Consider the following 14,381-nt stretch of genomic DNA (forward strand, 5'->3'; position numbering starts at 1 on the left):
CCCGGTAAACATGTTAAAGTCCACAAAGATGAAAATAATGTTTAAATAGCTTAAAATAGACATGAATATAGATATAAGGGAGAAATTAATAATGGATACTGAAGAAGGCAAATTAATTGTTGATACAGAGATAGAAGTAAATGGATATGATATTGATGCAATGGGGATTGTAAGTAATATCGTGTTTATAAGATGGTTTGAAGATTTACGTACCATTTTTATTAATCAATATATGAATTATTCAGAAATGATATCTAAAGGCATTTCACCAATTTTAATGAAAACGGAAGCGGATTATAAAGTACCAGTAACGATACACGATAGACCGAGAGCACGTTGTTGGATGATTAAAGCAAGTAAAATGAAATGGATATTCAAATTTGAAATCTCATCTGAAGATAAAGTACATTGTATAGGTTACCAAACAGGTGGTTTTTATGATTTAGAAAAGCAAAAAATAACGAAGTTACCTCAAGTTTTTCAAGATATAATGAAATAAAGTGAAATTCGTACTTATATTAAAGATGATCTGTACTAATTTTAACTCGAGAGGGTGTATGGTATGACTGAGACAATTCGAGATGTAGCACAATTTAAAACTTTCATTAATCAACATCCATTAGTTGTAGTTCATGTGATGAGAGATCACTGTAGTGTTTGTCATGCCGTGTTACCTCAAGTGAAAGACTTATTACAAGAAACGTTTCCTCAAGTGAAATTAGCTATTATTAATCAAAATGAAGTAACAGATATTGCAGGAGAATTATCTATTTTTACCGTACCTGTAGATTTAATATTTATGAATGGTAAAGAAATGCATAGACAAGGTAGGTTTATTGATTTACAAAAATTTGAACGCCAGTTAACACCGATGTATGAACAAATATACGAAAGTTCAAAATAATAAATAGGTTTACAGACACTCGAATGAAATTAATGTTCGAGTGTTTTTTTATATACTAAATTCTCATTATACGATTTAACCCGAGTTGGTGGGACGTGTAATAATTAAGTGTTATGATAGAAAACGTGTGAAATTTTTATATAAAAATACGATAGTAACGATTTAAGCAGTGTTACAGAAGGAGGCTAAAATGGCAAAACATTCTCGTACTTATCATATTAAAAATACAGTTTTCTGTCTTGTAGGAACACTATTAATTGCGCTCGGTGTAAATAGTTTTGTGATACCTGGTAACCTTGGTGAGGGCGGCGCTATTGGTATGTCCCTTGTATTAAAATATACCCTAGGTTTATCACCGGCGCTTACATCTTTCCTCATTAATGCTATTTTAATTATCATTGGTTGGAAATATTTGAGTAAAACGACGGCAATTTATACAGTGATTACGATTACAGCCAGCTCCATTTTCTTAGATTTAACTAAAAGTTTTAGTTTAGGAATTAATGAAAACTTTATTAATGCAGTCTTTGCTGGTGTATTAATCGGTATAGGTTCAGGCCTAGTTATTGCATCACGAAGTACATTAGGTGGTACATCGGTCATTGCACGTATTATAAGTAAATATTCAGAAGTTAAAACATCCCAAGCGTTATTTATATTAGACGCATTGGTAGTACTATCATTTTTACTAGTGTTGCCTATCACTAATGTACTATATACAATCGTTATGCTATTTATTGTCGAAAAAACGATGGCATTTGTAGTAGAAGGATTTAATCCTAAAAAAGCAGTAACAGTTATTTCAGATCATAATAAAGATATTAGTTCTGAAATATACCAAGCTACTGGAAGAGGATCAACATTGTTAGATGGTAAAGGTGCTTATCAATTAGATAATACAGATATATTATATGCAGTAGTATCTCAAAGTCAGATTGCTACAGTAAAGAAAATTGTTAACCGTTATGATGACAATGCATTTCTTGTTATTCATGATGTAAGAGACGTTTTAGGTAACGGATTTATGAATATTAAATAAACTTAAAAAGACTTTTATAACGCGAAAAATTCGAAATTATTATATTATAGAAGTAAAGGATAAAGGAGGTGGATTTCAATGTTCAAGAAAGTTCTAGCTGTGATAAGTTCTACTTTAGTAGGTAGTATATTATTCGCTAAAGTCAAAGAACAGAGAAGTTATCGTAGTTTCGTTCAAGAAAAAATGATGCGATTAAATGGAATGAAAAGCACGTTCGATAGTGTTGAAGGCGCTAAAAAAGCACTTGAAAAGACCAAAGATGAAACTGCGGGTAAGTATGCAGGTACTGAATATGAATTTAACCATAACGTTAGTATCCAAGATTACTTTGGTTCATTAGTTTATGTTGTTAACAATCAAGGTGACCGACAACAAAGGACAGTATTATATATTCATGGTGGCGCTTGGTTTCAAGATCCTTTAGATTATCACTTTGAATTTATAGACTTACTTGCAGAAACGTTAGACGCTAAAATAGTAATGCCTATATATCCTAAAGTGCCACATAGAGATTATATAACGACAGAGGTACTCCTTCATAAAATTTATCAAAATTTACTTAATAAAGTAGATAATCCGGATCAACTTATTGTTATGGGTGATTCAGCAGGTGGTCAAATTGCCTTATCATTTGCACAATCATTAAATAATAAATCATTGCCACAACCAGGGCATATTGTCTTATTATCACCTGTGTTAGATGCTACATTTAGCAATCCAGAAACGAAAAAATATGAACAATTAGACCCAATGTTAGGTATTGAAGGGAGCAAATACTTAGCAGGTTTATGGGCAGGGGATACGCCTTTAGATGACTATAGAATTTCACCTATTAATGGTGATATGAATCATCTCGGTCACTTGACTATTGTCATAGGTACTAAAGAAACATTGTATCCTGACGCGCTTAAATTATCCAAAATGCTTGATCAAAAAGGGATTGAACATGAATTTATACAAGGTGACAATTTGTTTCATATTTATCCTATATTTCCTCTTCCCGAAAGAGAAGACGTCTTGAATCAACTTAAACAAATTATTAAAAAAAAATAACCCTACTCCTTATAAAATGAGTGGGTTTACATTGAGTATATCAGCGAATTCATTTATCAATATGTTTGATAATTTGAATTCGCTGTTTTGTTATCTATTTGTTTTGATTGATGCTGATTTGAGTCTTTAGAATCAACATTTTTATAATTTGTAGATGTATATGAATGTTCTTTTGATGAAGCATCTTCATTTTTCAAACTAGAGTCTACGGCTTCATCGCTATTACGTGTTTTATTATTTATTTTAGTGTGATCTGTATCTAATACAGAATTGCTCATGTCTTTTCCTTGTAAACTTCCAACTAGAATGAATGATAAGTAAAGTGTTGTCACTATTAAAATAGCTGCTAAATAAATTCCAATAGCAAATTTAACTGACTTTTCCATTCTTCTCCTCCTAAGGTCTGAGTAACTACACTCTTAATTTAACATTTGTTTTTTAATTTAATGTAAATTCCTAGTAAAAAATATATGTCTTTCTCAATACAAGGTATGTCAAGGCTAGTAACCAAATACAGTCTAAATGATTAACAATATGTCCTATTCTGCAAGTAAGCCTTTACATTTATTTACATTATTTTAATGGTTAATTAAAAGAGTTAAAACTGAATCAATAACCAAATGATAGTCTACTACTATAAGTTATAGATAAGTAATTTTTTATTTTAAGTTTTAAGTGAATATTTAATACATATTGACTTTTGATTAATTGTTTTTATAAGATTTATATTAATGGAAGCGTTTTAATAATTGGATAGATTTTTTTCATACTTTATAGAGAAAAATAAATTTCCATTCCATTAACAATTCAATATACATAGAAAAGAGAGGGATTGTAGCGTGATTCTCATAACAATATGTGTTGTGTTGATTCTATGGCTAGGTATTAAAGAAAAAAGGCGCCATGCGAATCGACTTAAGAAAATCCCTATACGAATTAATATTAATGGTATTCGAGGTAAATCAACTATTACTCGAATGGCATATAGTGTATTGAGAGAAGATCACTATAGAGTCATAGGGAAAACAACAGGAACAGACGCACGAATGATGTATTGGTTTACTCAAAAAGAGTATCCAGTAATAAGAAAACCTCAAGGTGCCAATATAGGTGAACAAAGAGATATCATTCGTAAAGTTGTTAAACAAAAAGCCAATGCACTTGTAAATGAATGTATGGCTGTCAATCCTGACTATCAAATTACATTCCAGAAGGACTTAGTAAAAGCTAACGTGGGCGTTATCGTTAATGTAATGGAAGACCATATGGATGTATTAGGACCGACACTAAAAGATGTAGCACAAGCGTTTACCGCAACCATTCCTTATAAAGGGAAATTGGTTGTTATGAAAGATGAGTTTACAGACTTTTTTGCTAAAGAAGCTAAAAAACGTAAAACAGAATTAATTGTTGTTGATAAAGATAAAATACCTGAATCATACTTAAGAAAATTTGATTATTTAGTCTTTCCAGATAATGTGGCTATTGTATTAGGCATTGCCCAAGCAGTAGGCGTTGATAGTGAAACAGCGTTAGAAGGAATGTTAAATGCGCCTGCAGATCCAGGTGCAGTTAGAATTAAATATTTCCATGCAAATAACACGAAAAATGTTTTTGTTAATGCATTTGCTGCTAATGAGCCAAAATCTACGAAAGCGATATTAAATAAAGTAGAATCATACAATTATCCTTATAGTAAGAAAATCGTCATATTAAATTGTCGTTCAGATAGAATTGATAGAACTAAATTGTTTGTTGAAGATTTCTTAGAAGATGTGGAATACGATACGCTTATCTGTACCGGAAAAAGTACACAAATGGTATCAGATTTGATGCATCGATTACCTGATAAGAAATATTTAAATTTTGAAGGACAAGATTTTACAGAAATAGAAAAAGCTATTATGAAAGAAGCGGACAATGCACTTGTCTTTTGTGTAGGTAACATACACGGACCAGGTGGAAGAATAGCGGAATTCATAGAAGGGATAGAATAAAATGATAGGTTCAGAATTATATTTCTCCTTATTTGTAGGTGTTGTTCTCAGTCTTATATTCGCTGAGAAATTTGGTATTAATCCAGCAGGACTGGTAGTACCTGGTTATTTAGCATTAATTTTTGATCAACCCATCATGCTTTTATCAGTATTAATTATCAGTTGTTTAACATTCTTTATTGTAAACAACGGTATTAGTAAATGGGTTATTTTATATGGTAGAAGAAAATTCGCTGCCATGATTTTAACAGGTATGGTATTAAAATTTATATTTGATTTGATATATCCATTAACCCCATTTGAAATGGTCGAAGTGTCTGGTATTGGGGTAGTTATTCCTGGTATCATCGCGAACACAATTCAAAAACAAGGTGTTGTAATAACATTATCATCTACTATGTTATTAACATGTATTACATATGTCATCTTGTTCTTATACAGTTTTATTAATTAATCAAGAACAAGGAGCGCGTAATTACAATGAAAAAGAAAAAACGATTAACACCAAGCGAATGGTTGCTCAAACAATCTAAACGTCATAAACGTAGAAACACTTTATACACAGCCATAGTTCTTCTTATCGCTTTAGTATTAATAGTCTTCGCTATTCGCGCAGTTAAAGTGGTACCTGTGAAAAGTGATGCAAAAGATCCAAACAGCGTTCGCCTGACCTATTTGGGTAATATCACATTAAATAAACATATACGTCAAAATAATCTCAATAGTGTATTTTCAGGGTTACAAGAGCCACTGAAGAATAGTGACTTTTCAACGGCATCATTGTTAGTGAATGACTTTGCTAAAGATTCTAAGAAAGAGATTGAGAAAAATTTAGAAAACATCATGTTCTTGAAAAAGCAGAACATTAAAAGTGTAAATTTAATTAATCAGACTGCAGATAATGTTACTGCAAGAGACTTGATGGAAAAGGTAGAATCGCAAGCTGGGTATAATTTCCTAACGGGGAATGGTTCTAACCCTATTAATAGTAAAACCGTGCAACAAGATGTTAAAGGTAAGAAAATAGCTAATGTATCATTTACAGATGTAGAATCAAATTATGCAGAACCACTTAAAAATACGACATCTATCAGTTTGGATCCAGATATTTTTTATCCATTAATTAAAAAATTAAAACAAAATAATGATTATGTAGTAGTTAATGTTGACTGGGGAATTCCAAACGAAAGAAACGTTACAGATCGTCAAAAAGAATATGCCCATGCTTTATCCAAAGCAGGAGCAGATGTGATTATTGGACATAATTCAGTTATTCAAAAAGTCGAAAAATACAAGAACACTCCTATTTTTTATAGCCTGGGAAATACAACATCAGATGATTTCTTATCGAAAAATCAAAAAGGTATGGTTGTACAAGATGATTGGAAAGATAAAAAACATAAGTTCCATCTCACACCAATTCAATCGAAAGACGGTAAAATTTCTGAAGATGATATGAACAAAATGGACCAAAGACGCTTTTACAATAATATTAAAGACCAATCAATTGATTTAAAAAAAGCTGACGATGGAGGTTATACATTTGAATATTAAAAAACATTGGCTGCCGATCACTGTAATCGTTATTGTAGTAATTATTTTCCTACTCGTCATATTCGCAAGAGCAAATGAAGGTTTAGATAGTTATGAACAGCAAGAATTGAAAAATGGAGAACAGCAATATCTTTCAAAAGGGGCAAGTTAGGAATGAACATATATAATAAAGCAACCTTGACTGTCATATTAATCTTGACCATCATTATTTCGTTTGTATTTTACTATTTTACGAAAGATGAAAAGATTGATAAAGATAAACTATACGAGAACAAAATAACAAATCATAAAAAGGCTGGAAATAAAAACTATGGTGTGGCATCTAACAATGCGATTGCCACTAAAATAGGTAACAAGGTTATTGAAGATGGTGGAAATGCAACAGACGCTGCATTCGCAGTATCATATGCATTAGCGGTTACTGAACCTCATTCATCTGGTCTAGGTGGTGGTGGCGCCACATTAACTTATGATGGTACAGAAGGCCAAGTACCAAATTTATATGAATATAAAACATATTCTTCTTATAACTATAAACAAGGAGATAAAATTGGTACGCCTGGTTTCGTAAGAGGTATGCATGATATGCATGAAAAAGAAGGTAAGATGGATGAGAAGAAACTCTTTGGTTATATTATTCCACTTGCTGAAGATGGATTTGAAGTAGATTCAGAATTAGAACGTAGTTTGAAAATATATGGTTCTAAAATTGATCGTAATTCACCATTCTTTAAAGGTAAGAAAACGGTCCGTGAAGGTGATGTTGTTAAACAAGATAAACTAGCGGATACATTAAAGAAAATTCGTGATAAAGGTCCAGATTATTTCTATAAAGATGTAGGTAAAAGTATCTCTAAACAATTGGATAATCAATTAACAGAGAAAGATTTCAATACATTTAAAACTGAAAAGAAAGAACCAGTAAGTACAGAGTACTTAGGAAACAAGGTTTATTCAGCTTCAAATCCTCTAGGAGGAACATTGACACTACAAGGATTAAAAATAGATGAACAAGAAAATCAAGGTACTGCTGATCGTAATAGCTACATTAAAGGTATATTAGAATCTCGTGATGTTATGTATAGCAATCGTGACATTGTAAATGGTGCGGAACCTAGTAGCGAAGAACATTTATCAGATGATTATTTACTAGGTGAATTGAACAAAGTAAATGTAGGTACAACAGCTGAAGGTGGAAGTGATTTTAATCCAATTCAAACAGATAATACTAGTACAACACACTTTGTTGTTATTGATAAGCAAGGTAAAGTTGCGAGTACTACCAATACATTATCAAGTTACTTTGGTTCAGGTGACTTTATGAAGGAAGGTTTCTATATGAACAACTCATTAGGAGACTTCTCTAAATCTCAAGCAAGTCCTAACTATGGTGAAAAACATAAAGCACCACGTTCATTTATTTCGCCATCAATTATAGTAGGTACAGACTTCTATATGGGTATTGGTACTCCTGGTGGTAACAAAATTCCAACAATGTTAAATGAAGTCATTGTCGATTATTTAAGAGGTGACGGTACCTTACAAGAAGCGGTCGACAAACCAAGATTCTACAATGATGGTGGTACCATTTATTATGAAAATGCTACGAGTGACGAAGACTTAGAGATTTTCAAAAATCTTGGATATGGTGTGAAGGAAAAACGAAATGATCCAAACTTTGGTAGTGTACAAGGAGCAGTATACGACAAGAAAAGTAAGAAAGTAGACGTCGGTTCAGACGTCGGTAACAGATAAGATATATCTACAACAGGCTGTGAAATAAATACTAAAATAATAGCACTAAGATGATTTATTTTAATCATCTTAGTGCTTACTTTATACCCAATACTTCGTATTGTATGGCTACGCTATGCCCAACTTGCTTTGCTTGTAGAAACTGATTTAATCAGTTTCTCTGTGTTGGGTCCCTTCCGATGGTACAGTTTCAGCCAGAAATACTACACAGATAAATCTGTGAGAATTTCTAAGGTCTTCAACTAGTACTGTTCCCTCAGGAGTCTTGCCATAAATACTACGTATTTATATGTAATTTTACATTAAAACACTTTGGGAAAATAAGGCACTTTCGTATAATTTAATAAACATCACTAAACTAAATAAACGAAGTGACTTATGTATAAAGATTATAACATGATTCAACATACGCTACCTATGGAAACTTCAGTCCATATTCCCACAAATGATATGTCGCGACATGTTAATGAAATCGTTGAAACAATTCAACTTAATGAATTCGATGAATTCAAACATTATCGTGATGCTACGTCATATCATCCTATTTTTCTTTTATACTTTATTAAACATTTTCACCATTACGTACTCGATCAATAATATTTTGGACTTGTTGGCGCTTTTCTTCATCATTTTTTACATAGTAGGCAAGTGGTCCTTCTTTGATTGTGACCCAAGGAACAAGTACATCGAAGTCTAATTCTTTAATCATTTCAAGACTCTGTATTGATTGTTCTCTGTCACTTGAACCTAGAATAACTGTACGCCATTGATCACCTTCAAAGCATAGGAAATCACCAGTGAATAAATAGCGATGTTTACCATTATCCCATAAATATAATGTTGTTCCAGGTGTATGGCCAGGGGCTGGAATCACTTCTAAATCATCATATAACATTTCGCGTTGATTTAGATAACCTTCGACAGGAATACTAGGTTTTAAAGCTGAAGCATCATTTTCATTTATAAAATAAGGTACATCAATGCTTTTGCTACCACCTAAAGATTCATGATCGTGATTCATTAACACTTTATCTGCACCGCCTAAAGCGTTAATATCCTTTTCTGATTCTTTTAAATGAGAAGAATGATAAATGATGACATTTTCAGAATCTCGTTGTAAAACTAATGATTTAAATTCAAATCTAGAGTCGAAAGGTAATTCAGTTGTTGGTGTTGCATAAAGTCCCTCATCAATATATTTTAAATGTTCAAATTGATTATGATTCATATACATTCATCCTTTGTGAGTAGATTTAATTTGATTTATTATATTTACCCTTTTTATTTTGAAAGATTCTTATTAATGAATAACATGTCTAATTACCATTAAATAGACAGTTTTTAGTGTGTATATTAAGATGAAACAGTATGAAATATTAATTAGATAGAGTTGTATTGATTATCTAAGGCAACACCAGTAACTAGATCATTTAATGTTATAAAATAAAAGGTGTGAGATAAATGGATGAAATAGTTCTCGGAGGTAGATTTAGGCACAAGTTCTGTTAAAGTGATAGCAGTAAATCGACAAGGTAATGTTCTTGATGTGACCAATTCATCGTTATCATTAATACAAGAACATAATGGTTACAGCGAACAAGATCCTGAAGAATGGTTTCAATCAACAAAAGATGCCATCTCTAGTTTACTAGCATCTTCTAAAATGAAAGATACCGTAGTCAAAGGTATGTCATTTTCAGGACAAATGCATGGTTTAGTCATGATTGACCAACAAAGTAACGTATTACGAAACGCAATATTGTGGAATGATACAAGAAATTCAGAGCAATGTAAGCAAATTATCAACAAATTAGGTAATAGAGTAAATGGTAACCCTGTTTTAGAAGGGTTCACATTACCAAAGATGTTATGGGTGCAACAACATGAGCCAGATATTTGGAAACAGGTTGATCGTTTTATGTTACCTAAGGATTATTTGCGTTATCGACTTACTGGTCAAATACATATGGAATATAGTGACGCTGCTGGAACATTGTTATTAGATCCTAAGACTAATCAATGAAATAAAGATATTGGCGATAAGTTTGAAATTGGTGATATATATCCGCCACTTATTAATTCACATGAGAGTGTAGGCTATTTATTACCTTCAATTGCTAGTGAGTTAGGTTTAAATGAAGACGTAGCTGTTTTTGCTGGTGGTGCAGACAATGCATGTGGTGCCTTAGGGGCAGGTATTATTCATGATAGAGAAACGTTGTGTAGTATTGGTACGTCAGGTGTAATATTAAATGTAGAACATCAAAGTGTAACAGAATATGGAAATAATCTTCATTTCTTTAATCATGCGATTCCTAACACTTATTATGCGATGGGCGTAACTTTAGCAGCAGGTCATAGTTTAAATTGGTTAAAAGATACGTTCTTTGAAAATGAAAGCTTCGACAACCTTATAAAACTAGCATCACAATCTAGGATAGGTGCCAATGGATTGCTATTTACCCCATATATAGCTGGAGAACGTACACCACATGGTGATGCACTAATTAGAGGAAGTTTTATTGGTATCAGTGATCAACATCAACATTCAGATTTTGTTAGAGCAACGATTGAAGGCATTACGTATTCACTGTATGAATCTATACAATTGATTCGACAAGAAGGTAAAGACATAAATACCGTAGTTTCTATCGGTGGCGGATCAAAAAGTGATTTTTGGTTACAATTACAAGCTGATGTTTTCAATGCATCGGTTAAAAAATTAAAACACGAAGAAGGACCAAGCATGGGAGCTGCTATACTTGCAGCATATGGATTAGGTTGGTATAACTCTATTGAAGAATGTGTTGAGCAATTTATTCAAACAGATACAACGTTCGAACCTAATATAGACAGACATCATCAATATCAATATTATTTCAATATATATAAAGATATCTATAAACAAACTAAAGAAATAACAGCAATGTTAATTCGATAATATAAATTATGAAGGGGCGTGGTGCAAAATGAAATTTGTAACCACGCCGTTTTATTTAATTATGGTAATTATTAATGGAATGAGAAGGTATGAAACGTTTTGATTAAGTGTAAAACCTTACTATAATGTAATAATTCACTTTATAATTATTTATTACACAAATTTGTGATAAAAATCTCTAAAAAATTGTGAGCAATTTGTTACAAATTTAGTGTATAAGCGTTAGAATAGTTAAGTCGCCATTATGGTTGTAAAAATGTTACACGAAATAGAGTGATTTTACAATTAGATTTATTTTCATGTAAAATACAAACCACTAATAGAATTACTATATAAACGTATTAAGTTTATATAATGTGCATTTTACAATTAATTCGTGAATGATTTCACATTTTAGTCTTAATTAAACCTTTTTAGTTGTTGAAATCGCTTTCTTAAGGGTGTACGATAACTATGGCTTAAAAATATAAAAGTGAGGTTTTGGGGAAATGAATATTATCTTAGGAGTGGGTACTTTAGTATTAGTACTTGTAATTATGACGCTATTCTTAAAATTCGCGCCATACGGTAAACAGGGGTTGCAAGCTTTATCAGGAGCTGCTTGTGCAACGTTTTTACCTCAAGCGTTTTTAAGTTATGCAATTGGTGGCGTATTCCACATTAAATTTTTGCAAGAAATTGGTGATTTAGCAGGAAGCTTAAGTGGTATAGCAGTAGGTATACTAACTTGTTTAAATTTAGGCGTATCTCCAGTGTTTGCAGTTATTGTTGGTTTAGTATTACATGATTTCAAATTATTACCAGCATTTATTGCAGCGTATATTGTGGCTTTTGGAATTAAATTAATAGAGAAAAAAGTTCCAGAAGGACTAGATTTAATTGTTGTTATTTTATTGGCTCCAGCAATTACATTTGGTTTAGCAAGCGTTATTACACCAGGAGTAATGGCTACACTTAAACAAATTGGTAGTGCGGTAACTTCAGTTGGCGACAATAACCCATATGCACTAGCAATTATCTTAGGACTGGTAATACCAGTAACAGGTATGACACCATTAAGTTCAATGGTATTAACAAGCTTATTAGGACTAACAGGAGTACCGATGGCAATTGGTGCAATGACATGTATGGGAAGTTCATTTGTAAACTACGTATTATTCAGTAGATTACACATTGGTGGTAAGTCTAAAGCATTTGCAGTTGGTATTGAACCATTAACTCAAATTGATTTAATCGCACAATATCCAGTACAGCTTTACGGTTCAAATGCAATAATAGGTATGGTTAACGCTTGTATCGTGACATTTATGGGCGTAGTCATCGGCGTTAAAGGTATGGCAACACCAATTGCTGGTGCGATCGTATTATTCGGTTTCAACCAACCAGTTAGAGCGATTATTACAATTGTAATTGTAGCTATTGTAAGTATAATACTAGCGTTCATCATGAGTATGATTATTAAAAAATTCAATTTAATGAATTTAAGTTTAAATGTACCGAGCAAAAAGAACAAACTTAAGGAGAGTGTTTAGTGATGGCTAAAAGCTATGATTATCAAAGTGCGTTTGACATTATTGGACCAGTTATGATGGGTCCATCAAGCTCTCACACAGCCGGAGCAGTAAAAATCGGAAACTCAGCAAGAGCGGTTTTAGGTGATGTACCTAAAAGTTTAGAAATTCGTTATTATGAATCATTTGCCAAAACACATCAAGGGCATGGCACAGATGTTGCAGTTGTCGGTGGTGCAATGGGTTATAGTACATTTGATAATAGAATTAAAAAAGCATTAGGCATCGCAGAAGAAGAAGGCATTGAAGTAGAAATTATTGAAGATGAAGGAGAAAGTATTGGAGAACATCCAAACTGTGCTTTCATCAAAGCTAAAGATGCAAACGGACGCTATATAGAAGTTATCGGTATTTCAATTGGTGGCGGAACTATCAAGATAAAAGGTATCCATGTTAATGGTTTAGAAACGAAAATGAATCATGGTTTACCGATTTTAACTGTAGATGGACCGGCAGATAAAGCGCAAATCAATCATTTGATTAACGATTTAAACGATATGTCAATTGAATACAAAGATGAATTAACTCAAATTAATGATGATAAAAGCTTAGTAGTGTTACCATTAAATAAAGCAATCAAAGAATCAGCATTAGACACATTAAGAGACAAATACAGTGATTTTACCGTTTCCTATATTAATTAAGGGGGATTCAAAATGTTTGATTCAATTAGAGAAACTATAGATTATGCAGTTGAAAAAGATATGTCCTTTGCAGAAATCATGATCCAAGAAGAAATGGAACTTAAAGGACTTTCACGTGATGAAGTACGTGAAAACATGAGACAAAACTTAGAAGTAATGAGAGATGCTGTAGTTAAAGGTACTACGGGCGAAGGTGTAGAAAGTGTTACAGGCTATACTGGACATGACGCAGCAAAACTACGTGATTATAACGAAAATAATCATGCGCTATCAGGTCATGAAATGATTGAAGCAGTTAAAGGTGCGGTAGCAACTAATGAAGTCAATGCAGCAATGGGTATCATTTGTGCAACACCTACAGCTGGATCGTCGGGTACAATCCCAGGCGTACTATTTAAATTAGAAAAAACGCATAATATTACTGAAGATCAAATGGTGGATTTCTTATTTACAGCAGCATTATTCGGAAGAGTAGTTGCTAATAATGCTAGTGTTGCAGGTGCAACAGGTGGTTGCCAAGCAGAAGTAGGTTCTGCATCAGCAATGGCAGCTGCAGCAGCAGTAGCAATTTTTGGTGGTTCTCCAGAAGCATCAGGGCATGCAATGGCATTAGCTATCAGTAACTTGTTAGGTCTAGTTTGTGACCCAGTTGCTGGACTAGTAGAAATTCCTTGTGTTATGAGAAATGCAATTGGTTCAGGTAATGGGTTAATTTCAGCTGACCTTGCATTAGCAGGTGTTGAAAGTAGAATACCTGTTGACGAAGTGATTAGCGCTATGGATAAAATTGGTAGAAATTTACCAGCATCATTACGTGAAACTGGTTTAGGTGGTTTAGCAGGAACACCAACTGGTGAAGAAATTAAACGTAAAATCTTTGGTGAAGCTGAAGATATGGTAAAAAACAACTAATTCATTAATCA

At 32.6% G+C, this 14,381-nt stretch carries 14 protein-coding genes and 2 pseudogenes; 14 read left to right on the forward strand and 2 right to left on the reverse strand.

Features of this window, described 5'->3' with window-relative positions:
• Positions 1-91 precede the first annotated feature (91 nt).
• From CD121_RS09100 to CD121_RS09115, 4 genes are all read left to right on the forward strand, one after another.
• The gene (locus CD121_RS09100) at positions 92-499 is read left to right on the forward strand and encodes an acyl-CoA thioesterase (protein ID WP_017636567.1); all 408 of its coding nucleotides are present in this window, start codon (positions 92-94) and stop codon (positions 497-499) included.
• Between the two features lie 63 nt (positions 500-562).
• The gene (locus tag CD121_RS09105; RefSeq protein WP_046467000.1) at positions 563-904 is read left to right on the forward strand and encodes a thioredoxin family protein; all 342 of its coding nucleotides are present in this window, start codon (positions 563-565) and stop codon (positions 902-904) included.
• A gap of 190 nt (positions 905-1,094) precedes the next feature.
• The gene (locus tag CD121_RS09110) at positions 1,095-1,943 is read left to right on the forward strand and encodes a YitT family protein (protein WP_046467001.1); all 849 of its coding nucleotides are present in this window, start codon (positions 1,095-1,097) and stop codon (positions 1,941-1,943) included.
• A 78-nt stretch (positions 1,944-2,021) separates the two neighbouring features.
• Positions 2,022-2,996, forward strand: coding sequence for an alpha/beta hydrolase fold domain-containing protein (locus tag CD121_RS09115; RefSeq protein WP_119622362.1), 975 nt, complete (start codon positions 2,022-2,024; stop codon positions 2,994-2,996).
• Positions 2,997-3,052: 56 nt separating this feature from the next.
• Here the strand turns inward: CD121_RS09115 and CD121_RS09120 are convergent, their stop codons facing one another.
• Complete coding sequence (locus CD121_RS09120; protein ID WP_029056088.1) at positions 3,053-3,382, reverse strand: hypothetical protein; 330 nt, start codon at positions 3,380-3,382, stop codon at positions 3,053-3,055.
• Positions 3,383-3,835: 453 nt separating this feature from the next.
• On the opposite strand from CD121_RS09120, the gene pgsB reads away from it, so the two are divergent.
• From pgsB to CD121_RS09150, 6 genes and pseudogenes are all read left to right on the forward strand, one after another.
• Positions 3,836-4,993 carry a poly-gamma-glutamate synthase PgsB gene (gene pgsB / locus CD121_RS09125; protein ID WP_026083444.1) on the forward strand — a complete coding sequence of 386 codons (1,158 nt, stop codon included), beginning with the start codon at positions 3,836-3,838 and terminating at the stop codon, positions 4,991-4,993.
• A 1-nt stretch (position 4,994) separates the two neighbouring features.
• Positions 4,995-5,447, forward strand: coding sequence for a poly-gamma-glutamate biosynthesis protein PgsC (gene pgsC / locus CD121_RS09130; RefSeq protein ID WP_002450119.1), 453 nt, complete (start codon positions 4,995-4,997; stop codon positions 5,445-5,447).
• A 26-nt stretch (positions 5,448-5,473) separates the two neighbouring features.
• Positions 5,474-6,547, forward strand: a complete 1,074-nt coding sequence (locus CD121_RS09135; RefSeq protein ID WP_126567997.1) for a CapA family protein — start codon at positions 5,474-5,476, stop codon at positions 6,545-6,547.
• On the forward strand, positions 6,537-6,698 hold the full coding sequence (locus tag CD121_RS09140; RefSeq protein ID WP_017636560.1) for a hypothetical protein: 162 nt from the start codon (positions 6,537-6,539) through the stop codon (positions 6,696-6,698). The genes CD121_RS09135 and CD121_RS09140 overlap by 11 nt, the downstream gene beginning before the upstream one ends.
• 2 nt (positions 6,699-6,700) lie before the next feature.
• Positions 6,701-8,302: a gamma-glutamyltransferase gene (locus tag CD121_RS09145; RefSeq protein ID WP_017636559.1), complete on the forward strand. Its 1,602-nt coding sequence runs from the start codon at positions 6,701-6,703 to the stop codon at positions 8,300-8,302.
• Between the two features lie 378 nt (positions 8,303-8,680).
• Positions 8,681-8,857, forward strand: a pseudogene (locus CD121_RS09150) (IS5/IS1182 family transposase); the annotation flags it as partial.
• 7 nt (positions 8,858-8,864) lie between these two features.
• On the opposite strand, the gene CD121_RS09155 reads toward CD121_RS09150, so the two are convergent.
• Positions 8,865-9,530: an MBL fold metallo-hydrolase gene (locus tag CD121_RS09155; protein WP_017636557.1), complete on the reverse strand. Its 666-nt coding sequence runs from the start codon at positions 9,528-9,530 to the stop codon at positions 8,865-8,867.
• Between the two features lie 233 nt (positions 9,531-9,763).
• Between CD121_RS09155 and xylB the strand changes: the two are divergent.
• From xylB to sdaAA, 4 genes and pseudogenes are all read left to right on the forward strand, one after another.
• Positions 9,764-11,243, forward strand: a pseudogene (xylB, locus tag CD121_RS09160) (xylulokinase).
• 488 nt (positions 11,244-11,731) lie between these two features.
• Positions 11,732-12,775 (forward strand): PTS sugar transporter subunit IIC, encoded by a 1,044-nt coding sequence (locus CD121_RS09165; RefSeq protein WP_017636555.1) that lies wholly within the window; start codon positions 11,732-11,734, stop codon positions 12,773-12,775.
• 2 nt (positions 12,776-12,777) lie between these two features.
• On the forward strand, positions 12,778-13,458 hold the full coding sequence (sdaAB, locus tag CD121_RS09170) for an L-serine ammonia-lyase, iron-sulfur-dependent subunit beta (RefSeq protein ID WP_126567999.1): 681 nt from the start codon (positions 12,778-12,780) through the stop codon (positions 13,456-13,458).
• A 12-nt stretch (positions 13,459-13,470) separates the two neighbouring features.
• Positions 13,471-14,370 carry an L-serine ammonia-lyase, iron-sulfur-dependent, subunit alpha gene (gene sdaAA, locus CD121_RS09175; protein WP_017636553.1) on the forward strand — a complete coding sequence of 300 codons (900 nt, stop codon included), beginning with the start codon at positions 13,471-13,473 and terminating at the stop codon, positions 14,368-14,370.
• Positions 14,371-14,381: the final 11 nt, after the last annotated feature.

The sequence above is a fragment of the Staphylococcus pasteuri genome, from assembly GCF_003970495.1.
Lineage (GTDB): Bacteria > Bacillota > Bacilli > Staphylococcales > Staphylococcaceae > Staphylococcus > Staphylococcus pasteuri.